Origin of the sequence: Pseudomonas japonica, from assembly GCF_013522925.1 — a bacterium.
Taxonomy (GTDB): domain Bacteria; phylum Pseudomonadota; class Gammaproteobacteria; order Pseudomonadales; family Pseudomonadaceae; genus Aquipseudomonas; species Aquipseudomonas japonica_A.
In genome coordinates, this window is record NZ_JAAMQU010000003.1 from 16,139 (window position 1) to 33,206 (window position 17,068).

3 protein-coding genes are annotated in these 17,068 nt (G+C 62.6%); all 3 read left to right on the forward strand.

Annotated features, from left to right (window positions below):
• Positions 1–29: 29 nt before the first annotated feature.
• The 3 genes from G7016_RS05290 to G7016_RS05300 are packed head-to-tail and all read left to right on the forward strand — an operon-like array spanning position 30 to position 16,952.
• A complete protein-coding gene (locus G7016_RS05290; protein WP_181111801.1) occupies positions 30–7,943 on the forward strand; it encodes a SpvB/TcaC N-terminal domain-containing protein in 7,914 nt (2,637 codons plus the stop codon).
• A 25-nt stretch (positions 7,944–7,968) separates the two neighbouring features.
• On the forward strand, positions 7,969–16,548 hold the full coding sequence (locus G7016_RS05295) for a Tc toxin subunit A-related protein (protein WP_181111802.1): 8,580 nt from the start codon (positions 7,969–7,971) through the stop codon (positions 16,546–16,548).
• Positions 16,548–16,952: a nucleotidyltransferase domain-containing protein gene (locus G7016_RS05300; RefSeq protein WP_181111803.1), complete on the forward strand. Its 405-nt coding sequence runs from the start codon at positions 16,548–16,550 to the stop codon at positions 16,950–16,952. The genes G7016_RS05295 and G7016_RS05300 overlap by 1 nt, the downstream gene beginning before the upstream one ends.
• Positions 16,953–17,068 lie beyond the last annotated feature (116 nt).

A 17,068-nucleotide genomic window follows, 5' to 3' on the forward strand; every position in this document is an offset into this window, starting at 1 on the left:
AGCCTATCCGCGCATGCGGGAGGGGACCGATGAAGCGTACTGTCCACAATTACGGCGACACGGACCGACCCCACGATCGCGGCCTGGCCCCCGATATCGTTTTGCCCAAAGGCGGCGGCGCCATCCACGGGATGGGTGAAAAATTTGCCGCCAACCCCGTTACCGGAACGGGTTCGATGTCGGTCCCCATCCTTACGTCTGCGGGACGCTCCGGCTTTGGTCCGCAATTGGCAATCACCTACGACTCTGCTGCGGGCAATGGGCCCTTCGGCTTCGGCTGGAGCCTGTCGCTTCCCGCAGTCTCCCGTAAAACGCAGAAGGGGTTGCCGCAGTACCGGGATGCAGACGTCGCCGACGCCTTTATGCTTTCGGGTGCTGAAGACCTGGTGCCCGTTCTGCTACGTGTCGGGGGCGCCTGGCTGCGCGATATCCTGCCGCCGCGTACCGTTTATGGCGCTTCGTACGCCATCCACCGCTATCGCCCCCGCGTCGAGGGTTTGTTCGCGCGTATCGAACACTGGGTGAACACCGCAGACCCGTCGGACACCTTCTGGCGCTCGATTTCCAGAAACAACATCACGACCTGGTATGGCAGAACGGCACAAAGCCGAATTGCCGACCCGCTCGACTCCGGTCGCATCTTCAGCTGGCTGATCTGCGAAAGCCATGACGACAAGGGCAACGCCATCGTCTATGAGTACAAGCCAGAAAATTCGGCAGGTGTCGACCTTTCCCTGGCTCCGGAGCTCAATCGCACGGACCTGACCCGATCCGCGCAGCGTTACCTCAAACGCATCCGCTACGGCAACCGCGTGCCTTATCGGCCGGATTTGACCGCCCCCCAACCAACCCCGCTACCCAGCGACTGGTGTTTCGAAGTGGTGCTGGATTACGGCGAACACGATTTGCTGGCCCCGGTACCCCAGGAAGCCTCCCAAGCCTGGAGCTGCAGGGTTGATCCGTTCTCCGGTTATCGCGCGGGTTTCGAGGTCCGTTCCTATCGACTGTGCCGGCGCGTGCTGATGTTTCATCATTTTGCCGAGGAAGCGAACGTCGGGCTCGATTGCCTGGTGTGCGCAACCGTTCTGGAACATGCCGCCGGCCCATTAGCGGATACCACACAGCCCTTTTACGCGTATTTGCTTTCGGCGACCCAGGCCGGCTACGTGCGTGACGGCGCCGCCGGCTACCGGGCAAGTTCGCTGCCACCGCTCGAGTTCGACTACACCCGAGCCGAGATCGACGAGACCGTGCGCGACCTCGACGCAGAGAGCGTGCGCAACCTGCCGACGGGCCTCAGCGACGCCACCTATCGCTGGGTGGACCTGAACGGTGAAGGTGTTTCAGGCATCCTCACCGAACAGGGTGGCAGTTGGTATTACAAGGCCAACCTGAGCCCAGGCAACCATTCCATCATCGCCGGCACCGAAGTGGTCCGGCCGCACTTGGGGCCCATGCAGCGCGTGGCTCGCCAACCTTCGCCTGCATCCTTGAACGGCGACCATGTACACCTGATGGACCTCTCGGGCGATGGCGAATTGGCTGTCGTAGCGTTCGACGGCCCCACCCCCGGTTATTTCGAACGCACCGATGCACAGGGTTGGGCCCGCTTCAAGCGCTTCCTGTCGCTCCCGGTGCTGCACTGGAGCAACCCGAACCTGCGGTTTATCGACCTGACAGGTGACGGGCTCCCCGACCTGCTTGTCACCGAGGACAGCGCGTTCTGCTGGTATGGTTCCTTATCGACCAATGGCTTCGCGGCTGGGCAGCGGATACCCCGGTCGCTGAATCAGGAAGCGGGGCCGCAGCTGGTGTTGCGCGACAGCACCGAATCGATCTTTCTCGCCGACATGTGCGGGGATGGCCTGACTGACCTGGTTCGCATCCGCAACGGGGACGTCTGCTACTGGCCCAATGTGGGCTATGGCCGCTTCGGGGCCAAGGTCACGATGGCCGGGTCGCCGCGATTCGACAGCGCTGATCTGTTCGATGGCACACGGCTACGCCTGGCCGACATTGACGGGTCCGGCACGGCGGACATTCTCTATTTTGCCAACAACGCGATCCACCTGTACTTCAATCAGTCCGGCAATGCCTGGGGAAGCCGGCGCAGCCTTGGACAATTCCCGGCCATCGATACCGCCTCGTCGGCGACCGTCATGGACCTTCTCGGCAATGGCACGGCGTGCCTGCTGTGGTCATCGCCATCGCCTGCAACAGCGTCCCGGCCCATGCGCTACATCGACCTGCTCGGTGGCCACAAGCCTCATCTGCTGGTTCGCGCGCGCAATAACATGGGGGCGGAGACAGTCATCAAGTACGCACCTTCCACCCGCTTCTATGTCGCCGACAAGCTTGCCGGCACACCTTGGCTGACGCGCCTGCCGTTCCCCGTGCATGTGGTCGAACAGGTGCTCATCCATGACTACATCAGCCGAAGTCGATTCGGTACGCGCTACGCCTACCATCATGGCTACTACGACGGCGTGGAGCGGGAATTTCGCGGCTTTGGCCGTGTAGACCAGTGGGACACCGAAGAGATCAGCGCGGTCGTGCAACACAGCGCTTTCCCACCGCCGAGCAATCAAGACCCTGTGTATTCATCTCCGCCGGTGTGCACCAGAACCTGGCTGCACACCGGTGCTTACTTCGGTGAGTCGATCGTTTCCAGGCAGTTCGCCTCGGAGTACTACGACGAAGGCGACCGCAGCGGCGCCATTGCGGGCTTGAGCGAGGCGGACAAACAAGCCCTGTTGCTCGACGACACGCTATTACCTGGCACCGTGCTGCTGGCCGACGGCAGTCGCGTGCCGTGGAACTTTTCCCCCCAGGAAATGCGCGAAGCCTGCCGGGCACTGACCGGTTCGATCCTGCGCCAGGAAATCTACGCGCTCGATGGCACCGCCGCGGCTGACCGCCCGTACAGCACCTCGGAACGAAATTACACAATAGAAGCCCTGCAACCGCAGGGCGTAAATCTCTACGGGGTGTTCGTGGTACACGCGCGGGAAGCCATCGACTTCCATTATGAACGTGCGCTGTACACCGTGCTCGGCAACCAGCTGGTGGACCCGGCTGCACCGCCACCCGGCGCGAGGGCTGCCTGCGACCCCAGGGTAACCCACGCCCTGACGCTGGCGGTCGATTCGTACGGGAACGTATTGCGGTCAGCCGCGGTTGCCTATGGGCGGCGGTATCTGGACCCTTCGCTCGCACCGCAAGACCAACGCACGCAAGCGGCAACGCTCGGTACCTGCGAGGACGCTACCTACACCAACGCCGTGCTTACGCAGGACGCGTACCGCGCGCCCGCCCTCGCGCAATCGAGCCGCTATGAACTGCTGCAATTGCCGCGATCAGGTGCCCCGGCCGGCGTTGCGCCGCTTCTGGGGTTTGCGCAACTGGCCGACGCCATTCAGGCCGCAGGCGACGGCGCGCACGATATCCCTTTCGAAGCGCCGGATACCGTGCCCGTTGAACCAGGGCAAACGTACCGACGGATGATCGCCCGCACGCGCGCTTATTATCGGCCCGACGATATGGGCGCCGCCGCTTCCGACACGAACGCGCGCCTGGCCCTGGGCATCCTCGAATCGCTGGCTTTGCCGGCTGTCCATTTCCAACTTGTATTCACCCCCGGGCTGGTTTCCCGGGTCTACCGGCGGGGCGGGGCAGCACTTTTGCCCGTGCCCGCCGATGTGCTTGCAAACGTCTCCGGGGATGGCGGTGGCTATACAGACCTGGACGGCGATGGCCACTGGTGGCAACCCTCCAGCCGCGTCTTTTACCTGCCGGCTGCGGCCACCTCTGCCGCCGAGCAAGCCGAGGCGCAGGCGCATTTCTATGTGCCACGGCGCACGGTCGATCCCTTTGGCCATGCAACGTCGGTCAACTATGAGGGGCAGGATCTGTTGCCCCTGCAAAGTACCGATGCCGTCGGCAACTCAGTCACGGCAACCTATGACTATCGCGTGCTATCCCCACTGCTCGTGACCGACGCCAATGGCAATCGCAGCGCCGTGGCGTTCGATGCGCTGGGCAGGGTGGCCGGTGTTGCCGTGATGGGCAAAGGCACTGAACAGCGAGGGGACTCGCTTAGCGGCTTTTCCGCCGACCTTACCGTGGCCGAGCTCGACATTTTTCAGGCCGCTGATGACCCTCATACGCTGGCCACGACATTACTGGGTTCGGCCACCACCCGCATCGTCTACGACCCGTTGCGGTTCTTGCGCTCGCGCAGGGCCTTTCCGGACGACCCTTCGAGATGGCTGCCGGTGTTTGCCGCGACGCTTTCGAGGGAGACCCATGCCAGCGACCTTGGGCAAGGGCAATTGAGCAGGATCCAGCTTGGGTTTGCCTACGGTGATGGCCTCGGCCGGACGGTGCAGCACAAAGTTCACGCCGAACCGGGCCCCGTCGCTGCGAGCGGCCCGGTCATTGATCCCCGTTGGGTGGGCAGTGGCTGGACCCTTTTCAACAACAAGGGCCAGCCGGTTCGCCAGTACGAGCCGTTCTTCAGCGCGCTGGCGGTAAGAGGTCACCAGTTCGAGTTCGGTGTGCAGGCAGGTGTCAGCCCTATCATTTTCTATGATCCGATGGGGCGTGCCGTGGCCACGCTGCACCCGGACCACACCTACGAAAAGGTTGTCTTCGACCCTTGGCATCAGTACACGTGGGACGCAACCGATACGGTGCTCGTGGCCGACCCGTCCTCGGACCCTGACGTGAGTGGCTTTTTGGGCTTGCTCGCCCGCAGTGAGTTTTCACCTACCTGGTATGCCCAACGCATTGGCGCAGCCGCGAATGTGGAAGAGCAGGGCGCTGCGATCAAGGCGGCTGCCCACGCCAATACGCCGGGCATCCGCTACTTCGATACCCTCGGGCGAGCCTTCCTCGCGGTTGCCGACAACGCCGCCGCCGGGAAATACCTGACCCGTACTGAGCTTGATGCCCAAGGGTTGCAACGGTCGGTGACGGACGCCCTTGATCGCAGGGTCGTGGCGTATGACTACGAGATGCTCGGCGGTATTGTGCATCAGGCGAGCATGGAGGCTGGCGAGCGTTGGACCCTGAGCGACGTGATGGGCAATGCTATCCGCGCCTGGGACGCCCGCGGGCACAACCACAGGACTGCATACGACGTACTGCGTCGGCCGACGGATGTGTTCGTGCTGGGTACTGACAACGTAAATTCCGATCCTCGTACCTTATCCGAGGTCCGTTACCACCGGTGGCTTTATGGCGAAGGGCTGCCGGGCGACGTGGCGCTGAACCTTCGCACGCGGGTTTATGCAATCAGCGATACGGCGGGCGTGGTCACCCACATGGACGTTAACCCGGTGTCCGGGCTTCGGGAAGCCTATGACTTCAAGGGCAACCTGCTGCGTGCGCGCCGGCAGTTCGTCGTGGACCATAGGCTATTGCCGGACTGGACTGCACCGCCACCCATGGGCGAGGCCTTTGCCGTCAGTACGCAATACGATGCCCTCAACCGGCCAATTGTCGTTACGGCACCGGACGCAAGCATCACGCGCTTGAGTTACAACGCCACGGGCTCAGTTGAGGGCATTGCCGTGAAGCTGCGCGGCAGCGCAAGCGAGACGCCCTTTATCACGAACATCGACTACGACGCCAAGGGCCAGCGCACACTAATCGACCATGGCAATGGCGCGCGAACTTTCTACGCCTATGATCCCCTCACATTGCGCCTGGCACGCCTGCTCACCCGGCGCGACCCTGCTGCCTTTGCGGGGGACTGCCCACAACCGCCGCCCGCAGGTTGGCCCGGGTGCCAGGTGCAAAATATCGGGTATACCTATGATCCGGTGGGTAACGTCACCAGCATCCGCGATAATGCCCAGCAGGCTGTCTATTTCCGCAACCAGCGCGTGGAGCCGAGCAATGGCTACACCTATGACGCCCTCTATCGCCTGACGCAGGCCACCGGCCGTGAACACCTGGGCCAGGGCGGCAATGGCGCGACGCTGCCGTCAACGGCCAGTTCCTACCACGACGCGCCTCGCATTGGCCACTTGAGCCCCGGCGACGGCAACGCAATGGGGATCTATACCGAGCAATACCAGTACGACCCTGCCGGTAACTTCCTGAAGTTGATTCACCGCGGTAGCCAGCCCAGCCACCCGGGGTGGACGCGTACGTATGCCTACGGTGAAGCCAGCCTCCTCGAGCCGGGCAAGGTCAGCAATCGGCTGACCCAAACCACCCTGAGCGGCACCCAGGCCCTGAGCGAGACCTACCGCCATGACAAGCACGGCAGCATGACTTCAATGCCGCAGTTGCGGGCGATGCAGTGGAACTTCAAGGATCAGCTGCGGATGTCCCAACGGCAAGCGCTCGACAATACTGACAGCGATGGGGTGCTGAAACAGGGCGAGCAGACGTACTACATCTACGACGGCACGGGGCAACGCGCCCGCAAAGTCACCGAAACGTCAGAGGGCATCAAGCGCAACGAGCGGTTCTATCTGGGTGGGTTTGAGATATATCGAAGTTACGGCAACAGCGGGGCCGTTACGCTGGAGCGGGAGGCGCTGCACGTTATGCAGGGCGGGCAACGTGTTGCCTTGGTAGAAACGCGCACGCATGGCGATGACGGCTCGCCGGCACAACTCATTCGCTATCAGTTAAGCAACCATCTGGGCTCGACGTGTGTGGAACTCGATGGCGCCGCTCAAGTAATTTCATACGAAGAATATTGCCCATACGGAAACACCTCGTATCAGGCGGGCCGCAGCGCCGTTGAAGCCAGCTTGAAGCGCTATCGCTATACGGGCATGGAGCGCGACGAAGAAAGCGGGCTGAGTTATCACGGCGTGAGGTATTGCGCCACCTGGTTAGGACGATGGACCGGCTGCGATCCTGTAGCAGCAGTTAACCTCTACGGTTTCAGCAATTGCAACCCGGTGAACCTGATCGACCCCCAGGGAACGGAACCCAAGAAGCCCAAAACAGGCGCCTATGAAAAAGTGAAGGGCGACCATGTGCATCAAGTGGCGCCGCGAACAAAAAAGGTAGGGGATCGGCGTAACACCGCGCCGCAGTTCAAAGAAGCTAACGCAATCAGCACCCGAGACCCCAACGCATACAACGATCCGGCAGCGCAGAAGGTCGAGGCAGCGATCAACCGAGCCCAATGGGGCGCCCACATGGACGATTACCACCCCGCGGGCCAGAACGGCCAGAAGGTGAAGACGGCCTCCGGGGGCAAAACCACTGAATCGGTCGTGAAAATCACCTCAAGCGGTGCAACTACCGTCGGCAGCAAACGCGCAGCCACGCCCAGCAGCTGGTTCGAAGACGTCAAGTCCTATTACAAACTCCGAGAGGGCGGGTTGCCCCCGGACGCGGCGAAGGCCGAAGTGTTCAAGTCTGCCGCGCAACTCGAACAGGCCGGCGCGGCGCCTACCCGCGTACCTGATACGCCTGCGGACTTTCGTAAGCCTTCGGCACCGCCTGTCCGTGCAAATGAGCCCAGTGTGTTCCGACGCGGAGCGAATGGCCTCGAGCCGGTCAAAACGACCGCCCCCGAGCCACCCGTTACCGTGAAACAGCACGGCAGCCTGGGCGGTTCCCCGGGCAATGTGCGCAGCACCGGTCTTCAGGTAGCAGCCATCGTCGTACCAAAGGTGGTGGAAAGCACGGTGAGGCGCCTAGGCGGCGACCACACTACCGTGAGAAGGGCAGGCTTCCTTGCCACCGTGGGCACCATGGCGCTTATCGGCGCGGAAATGGGCGCCCCCGCAGATGGAATCGGGGCCCTGCCGGGCGCGGTTCTGGGCGGGATCATCGGCGCGTTGTCGTACGGGTTCGACGGCCTGATGGGTGAGCATACGGCCAGGTCCAATCCTGTGCTCGAGATCGAGACCGACGAGAACAACCCGTATCCGACCGGCGCGCAGTGGGGCGATCCCACGGTGCAGTGAGCACATCATCGAGGCTGATACCGTTATGGACATTGAACTCAAACAGGGCGCAGCGGACGACGGCGCCGGTCAGGGCAGTGTTCACGGCGCAGTTGTGGATGCAGAAGGCGCGCCCATCGCCGGTGCACAGCTGTCGCTGTTTTCCCAGCGGTTGCGTGATCGCTTACCGCTTGCATCGGCGGCCACGGATAAATCCGGCGCGTTCATCCTGATGTACCCGCGAACGAATGCCCTGAACCTGGTCGTGCAGCTGTTGGGGGCTAACGGAGTGGTCGCTGCGGAGTCGGCAACAATCTTCAACGCCAAGGCGAGTGTCGAAATCAACCTGACCACCGCGCGGTCCGGCGGTATACCAATGCCATCGGCCTACGCGCTGCTGAACGGCAGAGTCGAACGGCAGTTGCTCAAGATCCCCCTCACGGACCTCAAGCAGAATAAGGGCGCCCAGGAGCTGACCTTTGTCGCGAAGGCCAGCGACGCTGAGTTCGCCGACGTCGCCCGGCTATACCTTGCGCAACGCCTCGCAGCGCCCAGCGGGCTTAGCGACCTCACGCTGTATGGCCTTTTCAGTCAGGGCATTCCGGCCCCTCTCGGTACCGCACTGGCAAGCCTGCCCGATGCCGGCATCGACGACGCCTTTATGGCGCAGGTGCTGGCCGGCGTGCTGGCGGAGTCGAGCACGTCCCTCGCGCAGTCGCTGGGTGCCGCAGTCGCCGCCAATGTATTACCCGCGACCTATGAAGCGAAACAAGCCTTTGAATTGGCGCAACTCGATGTACTGCGGGCCCAGCGCGCAGCCTCTACGCCTTACATCCGCGGCAAAACGCCGCTTGACGACGTATTGAGCGCGGCCGGCGTAGCCGCTGCGGTGAGCACGGCGTTTATCCACGCCTATGCCGCGTCAGGAAAGCGGCTAGGGCCGACCTGGAAAGTGTTGCGTGCCGATAAATCGCTGACCAAGGCGCAGCTGGCAACCCTCAACGCCGCGCTCAATGCCAGTGAATTACTCGGCGGTAACTTACCGCTCGTGAGGGACACCATGCAGCGCCTGGCACAAGGCACCCTCGACAGCGTGCAGGCGCTGGCCCTGCTCGACGAGGCGGAGTGGGTTGCGAGAATCGAGCAAATCGATCCGCAGGCCATGACCATTGCGCCGGTCTTTCCCGACGACACCCCGGCGCAACGCATTGCCCGCTTCGCCAAGGCACTGGCCGAGCGGTTCGCGTCGCGCTACCTGACCACGGCCTTCCTTGGTGGCCTGACCAAGGCCCAGGCCTCCTCATTTCCTGCCAGGGAAGAACTGGTGGCGGTGCTGAGCGCGAACCCTGCATTCAACCTGCGCCGTACCCACATCGACCCCTATGTGGCCAAGAATAAAGTCGAGATTTCCCCCCAGGCGCTCAAGTCACTCAAGGCCCTGCAACGGCTGTCGCTGCTATCTCCCCACTATGCGGCGGTGGAGGCCCTCAAGGGCGCGGGATACCTGTCGGCGCAGGCCGTTTACCTGAAGGGTCGCGCACCTTTTATTGCACAGATGGCGCCCCTGCTCGGTAGCGCCTCCCGGGCCCGTGCAGCGTGGGTGCGCGCGCAGGCCCGATACGCCAGCGCATTGTCCGCGTTCGGGCGCTACAACCTCGCGCTCAATGGCACCACGGTTGCCTTGATGGCTTCGCCGGTGCCGGAGCCGGGCTCGCTGGCCAACCTGCCGGATTTGCAGGCGCTGTTCGGTTCGCTCGATTTTTGTGAATGCACCCCATGCCGCTCGGTGCTCAGCCCCGCTGCCTATTTCGTGGACCTGCTGCAATGGCTCAAACAACGCGGGGCCCTCACCGCACTATTATCGCGCCGGCCCGACCTCCAGTTCATTGCCTTGGGATGCAGCAATACGGACGTCACGCTGCCTTACATTGACGTGGTCAATGAGCTGCTGGAATCGGCGATAGCACCGCCCACGGTGCCGGTTACCCTTGTCCAGACCATGGGCACCGTGGCGGAGCGGCGTGCCTTGCCCCAGCAAGTGTCGCAAACGGCCTACGATAAAACAGCGGCTGCAGTATTCCCGCTAACGCTTCCCTTCGACCTGCCCTTTGCCCGGACAACTGCGTTTTTGAAGGCGCTGGGTACGCCGCTGGCGACGGTTATGCGCCTGTGCGGAAACACCAGTGCAGCGGCGGGCGCGTCCGTTCGGCTTGGCCTTGACCCCAACCAGCGGGCGGTGATCAACGGAACCGATGCCCACCCCGCCTGGGTGCGCTGGGGCTTCAACGCCGAGGCCAGCCCCGCCAACGTATACGACCCCAGAACGCGTCAGCTGCTGAGCCCGGCGCCGGCGGACTGGATCGCCGCCCTGTCAAAAGTTCCTGTGCTGCTGAACCGCTCGAACCTTGATTTCGGGGGTTTGTGCCAGTTACTGGAAGTGGCTTGGGTCACAGGCGGCAACGTGACCCTCAAACTCGGTTCAAATCCGGACACCCCGAACATCGCAAGCTGCGATACCGCGTTGATGACCTTCGAGGGGCTCGACGCTTCGGTGCTCGACCGGGCCAATCGCTTCCTGCGCCTGTGCGCGTTCAGCGAGCTGACAATGTGGGAACTGGATTGGGCACTCAGCAGCGCAAATGGCACGCTCGACGATGCGTTCCTGGTGTTCCTCGCCGATGCACTGGCCTTGCGCGACCCGCTGCAACTGCCACTGCAGGAGTTGTTGAGTTTCTGGGGGCCAATGCCTACCCATGACGTGATCAGCCACCTCGGCGAAGTGGAGGTCGCTGTACCCTCGACCTACACCCAAGCGTTTCGCAGCCCAACGTTGTTGGCATCCTGGGCTGCGGTGTTTGTCGAGCCCACTGCATTACCCGGTGGCCCGGTCGAGCCTAACGCCATCAAGGCAGCGCTGGGGCTGAGCGTCGACGATCTCTCGGCAATCGCGGCTACCCAGGGCGTTCCCATGGAGCTGTCCCTCGATGGCCTGAATGTCCTGTTCCGGCACGCCCGGCTGGCTTCTGCCCTGTCACTGAGTGTTCGTGACCTGCTGTTGTGGATGACGCTCTGCGATGCGTTGCCGGCCGGCACAGCGCCGGCGTTTGGTGGCACACCCGCCGACACTGCGGCGTTTTTGCATCGGCTGGCGTTGCTGCAATCAACTGGCCTTGGCCTGCACGACCTGGACTATCTGCTGCGCAATGGCTCGGCCAGCCAGAGCGTAATGACGTTCACAGCGACCCAGGCCGGGGCGCTATTGCAGTCGATCCGGGATGCAATCGTGAAACTCGCACCTGCAGCCCAGACCGACCCCGCTACGGTACAAACCCTGTTCGTGAGCACGCTGGCTGCGGCCACCCGGGTTACCGCCGACGTAATAACGCCCGCGCTTGTGAGTACCGGGGTGCTGCCGCTGCCCGCTGCAATGTTCGCGCAGTTGCTGACGCAAACCGGCGGCGTGAACCCCGGGCAATTCCAGCCACTGGTAGATGCCTTCACTCGCATCGCCAAGGCGGCTTCAATGTTCAATGCGCTAAAGCCGACCACACCTCAATTTGCGTTCCTGATACGGAACGCCATCGCGTTCAACTGGCTGAACCCGGCGGCGCTGCCACTCATCGTTCCGGCCGATAGCGTTTATCTCCCGTTCGAACGCCTTCTCCAGGCGCTGCAACTCGATCGCCGGCAAAACGCCCGCGGGCCCAGGGTGTTCGATGTATTGGGCGATTGGACACTGGCGTTGCCCGCTGATCTTTCTGCGGCTATCGCCAACGATAACGGGGCCCTGGCGGTGGCCCTGAACGCCAGTATCCCTGACCTCACCGTGCTTGCGAACGCGCTGGCGGTGAAGGCGCCTACCCTGGATGCGGGTGCCCAGCCCGGGACGCTGGCTGACATTGGCATGCTCGCGGCCATCGGTGCCGCGCTCGACACAACGGCGCGCTATCGCATCAGCGCCGCCGCGTTGGTACAGATTGCCAGCTTACCCTCGGCCGCTGCCAGTGCATCCGCGGCCATGGGCATTTTTCAGGCCCAATACGCGCTTTCGACCTGGTTCAGCGCCGTGCAGCCGGTTGAGGACAGCTTGCGCGAACGACGCCGTGATGCCTTGGTGGCCTACCTTCTGGGGCAAGGCGCAGCGGCTGAGATATCACCGCCACTGCTCAACGGCGATGACATTTTCAACCGCTTCCTTATAGATCCTGGCATGTGTGCCTGTGGCATGACCACACGGTTGCTGGAGGCCACCCTGGCGCTTCAGCAGTTCGTGCAGCAGTGCTTTCTCGGCCTGGCCGTGGGCGTTACGGTGGAAGCGACTGCCGACCCTGGATGGAATCAATGGTCCTGGAGGAGCCAGTTCCGGTACTGGCAGGCCAACCGCCAAGTATTTCTCTATCCTGAAAACTACTTGCTACCGGAGTTGCGCACCGATAAGTCTCCATTCTTTATCGACCTCGAAAACGAACTCAGGCAAAGCGACTGCGATGCGGATGCGACCACTGCAGCGTTCGAGAACTACCTGCGCAAACTGGTAGAGGTGAGGAACCTTGTCGTTTGCGCCCACTATCGCGAAACCCGCGCCGACGGATCGCACCTTTTGCATGTGTTTGCCCGCACCCGGGGTGCACCGCCCAGGTGGTACTACCGCAGCCGCGCCGAAGGGGCGCTCGGCACCGGCGGCTGGGGCGCCTGGCAGGCACTGAGCCTGGACATCGCAGCTGATCAGATTGTGCCGTTCGTGTGGGACCAGCGCCTGCATCTGGTATGGCCGATCTTCAAGCAGATCTCGGAGAGAGCGGGCACCCAAAGCATCCCGACGTCCAGTAATGGAACACCGACCCCCTCGAGCGCGCCGTCGGCGGCGAAATTCTGGGCCATTGAATTCGCCATGAGCGAATTGAGCGCAGGCCAGTGGCAGGCTAAACGCGTCTATGCCGAAAAATGTTACGTCGCGAACGAGGAGCCGGCGCTCGCCTATACATTCCGCGCCTATGCGGACCCGCAATCCACGCTTCAGCTCGAGGTGTACCTCGATGTGCACTGGGTGAGCAGTGGCACGTATTCGAGTGTGCTGATGTCCAGCGGCGAATTGCGCACGCCAGATTCACCGCTGGCGGTGTATTCGGAGAATTCCTTGCCTGCCGCCGCCTCCATCGACCTGTCGCAAGAGCCCAGTTACGCACTGGTCACACCGAAAAACCAGTTCCCGAACACCTTGACGACGGCCCCCAATTACCGGTTCCGTGGTCAGGAACTGGTGTGTTATGGCCCCGATCCGGGGCCGGTCAACCCGCTGGCAGTGCTGGCCCTGCCCGCAAGCCAGGGGGCTCCGGTATCGGTGACCCTGCTCGGCACCATCGAAAACCAGCGGTTGGTGGTTTCGATGGATGACCGGTTGTTCGATTCCGCAGGCCCGTTCTTTATTGCAGACCCGGCGCGCACCTTCTTCGTCAGCCCGCACTATTACACGGTGTCGAGTTCGCCTCAGGAACTGGACGAGCTGGCCTATATCCCGCGGTGGAATACCAACTACGCCTTTACACCGTTTTACCATCCCTTCGCACGCACCTTCCTTCGCGAACTTGAACTTGGCGGTATCGACCGCCTGATGGAGCGCAGGCTGCAAATAGACCCGCAAGCCGTACGTGGCCAGGCAAGCTTCGACTTCGCCACGGTGTACGCACCGAAAGCGCCGGTGATGGCGCCGTACCCGCTCGAAGAGGTGGATTTCAGCGTCAGCGGCGCTTATGCCCAATATAACTGGGAGCTCTTCTACCACGCGCCGATGCTTGTGGCCACGCAGCTCATGCGCAATCAGCGGTACGAGGGCGCGATGCACTGGCTGCACTATATTTTCGACCCTACCGATCCCAATACCGCGCCGGTGCCGAGCCACTTCTGGCGCACGCGGCCCTTCTATGAAATGAATGCCAACGATTGGCTGGCACAGCAGATCCAGAACATCCTGACCACGCTGTCGACCACCCCCCAACAAGGCGGCTCGGCCCCGGACACCGCCGCCGCGCTTCAAGACTGGCTGGCGCACCCGTTCGACCCCCACCGTATCGCCCGGCTGCGCATTGGCGCCTACGCCAAGGCCACAGTGATGACGTTCGTGGATAACCTCATCGCCTGGGGAGATGCTCTCTACGTTCAATACACCATGGAGAAGGTCGCACAGGCCGAGCAGCTCTATGTGTTCGCCCAGCTCATTCTTGGCCCGCTTCCTGAGCAGGTAAGGCTACGCGCCGGCGATTTGGCCACCGGGCCAGACGCCACGACCTACCTCCAGATCCAGGCCGGGATAGATGAATTCTCCGATGTGCTGGTGGCCATCGAGAACGTAATCGCTGCGCCATCGCCTGCGCTGGAGGCAGGGGATAGCGTGGGCGAGGCGCCGGACCTGCCCACGCTGTCCACGCTGTTTTTCTGCATCCCGCCGAACGATCAACTGCTTGCTTATTGGGACAGAGTCGCCGACCGGCTGTACAAGATCCGCCATTGCCTGAACCTGCAGGGCGTTGCCCAGCCGTTGCCGCTGTACGCTCCGCCGATCAACCCTTTACACGTGATGGGGCAGGGGGCTTATGCCGCCGGCGCGATCGGCGCAGCGGCGGCCTTTACGCCGGTGTACCGGTTCTCCGTATACCTGGAGCGCGCCCTGGAGTTGACCAACGATGTACGCGCCTACGGTGCAGTGGTGCTCGCAGTATTGGAAAAAAAGGACGCCGAGGCGCTCGCTGTGCTGCGCGCCAATCAGGACATTGATATCCTCACGCGCCTGCTGGACATCAAGACCCGCGCCGTGGAGGAGGCCGCTAACCAGGTTGCCGCCCTGGAGGGTCAGAAGGCTGCTGTGGACATTCGCCATAGCTTTTATGCCAGCGTCGAATTCATGAATGCCTGGGAGTTTGCCGCGACCGCCCTGCAGCTCCAGGCGACGGTGCTTAACGGCTTGGCAGTTACGCTGGACCTTACCGCAAGCGTCGCCCACCTCACCCCACACCTTACCTTCGGCGCGACAGGCTGGGCAGGCAGCCCGACCTCGCTGGTGGACGTGAGCGGTGCACAAGTGGCGGCCTCGGTGACTTCTGTGGCCGCTGCCCAGCGCGGCACTGCCGGCGTGTTGAGCGAAGGCGCCGCAATGGCTGCGACCCTGGGCAGCTACCAGCGACGCATGGACGAATGGAACCTGCAAAGAGACCTCGCCGCCGCTGAACTGGCTCAGCTCGACAGCCAGATCGCCGCGGCCAACGACAGGCTGACCATGGCCAATAGCGAAGTGGCTTTGCATGCCCGGCAAATTACCAACGCCCGCGCCGTCAGTGATTTTCTGACCGGCAAATACACCAATGAACAGCTGTACGACTGGATGCTCACGCAACTGACCACCGTGCACACCCAGGCCTACCAACTCGCCTTCACGCTGGCCCAGCAGGCCCAGGCGGCATATGGATATGAACTGGGCAGCCAAGGTAGCTTCGTCCAATACGGTTACTGGGATGCCCAGCACAAGGGGCTTATGGCAGGAGAAAGCCTGCTGTTCGACCTGCGTCGCATGCAGGCCCAATACCTGGAAGCGAATACCCGCGAGCTCGAACTGGTCAAGCATGTTTCACTGGCGCTGACTCAACCCATGGCGCTGATCCGGCTATTACAGGCAGGTACCTGCGATATCGCGCTGGATGAATCGCTGTTTGATCGCGACCACCCTGGCCAATACTTCCGTCGGCTGCGCTCGGTAGCGCTCACGGTGCCATGCGTCACCGGCCCCTACACCGGCGTGAACGCCAGCCTGACCCTGACCCGGGCCAAGGTGCGCGTGCAACCGCCGGTATCGCCGTACACACCGGCACTTGCGCGCGATGCGGCGACGGCACCGGCGTTCGCTGCCAGCCTGCCCGCAGCCACCTCCACTATCTGCACCAGCCACGGCCAGAACGACGCCGGCCTGTTCGATGTGAACCTGCGTGACGAACGCTGGCTACCGTGCGAAGGGCAGGGCGTGATCAGCACCTGGACCCTGGAACTCGACCCGCGCGACAACAGCTTCGACCTCTCCACCGTCACCGATGTTGTACTGCACCTGCGCTATTCGGCTCGCTCGGCGGGCGGCGATCCACAGGCGGTGCGCCAGGCCCTCAAGCCGCTAGGGCCGCAGCAGTTCCTGCTCAGTGTGCGCAGTAATTTCGGCGACGCCTGGTATGCATTTTTCAACCCTGCGAACACGGGGGCGACGCAGCAGGTGCTGACATTGCCATTGGAGGCCAATGTTTTCCCGTTCTCCAATCTTGGTGCTGCCGCCATTACCGATATTTCGATCAACCTGATGCTGACCGAGGTACCGCCGGAGGGCACGCAGATCACCGACGCCACGTTTGGCCCCGTCGGTGGGGCTGCCGCTCCTGTATCGATCCGCCAAGTGCCGCCTTTGCCTGGCGGCAGCGCTGTCGCGGCGCTTGGTGGTGTTACCGGGCAGGCCGGGCAACCTGGCGCCTTTACGCTCACCGTACCAGAGGCTGGCATTCCCCCCGTGGTTGCAGTCTCCCGCGATGGCCACACACGGCTGAACGCCTCGATGTTCAACGACATTCTGCTGACAGTCAGCTACCGGGTGGCCTGATGCTCAGTGAAGGGGATATCCAGAGGATTGTTTCGCGCATCGTGGATGGATGCGGCCCGATTGCGGTGGGCACCTTTGGCTCTTATGCGGTCGGTCTGGCCCGTGAGGGCAGCGATCTGGACGTGTTTGTCATTCAGCGGACACGGCTTTCGAAGCCGGCGCGGCGGCGGGCGGTTTATGCGTGTTTATTTGGGGTGATGCACCCGCTGGATGTGCATGTGTTTACGCCTGAGGAATTCGAGGAAGGGGCGGGGGAGCAACTATCGTTCGCGTGGGTGATCGTGCGGCAGGCGCGGTTGTACTACTGGACAGGGGAGCCAGGGAGGGGAGCGGTGGCCCAAATGCACGCTCGATGCAACCAGGCCGGCCCACAGGGTGGTAAGGGATCAAAGCCAGATCCGTAACTCCAGGCGCGGCCCGGCCTTGGGACCTGCCATCGCTATTCGCTTGGCAAACAGCGGTTTTGGTTCCCCCGATATTGACGCCGTTCACACATCTGATGAAACTCAACGGGCCCTAC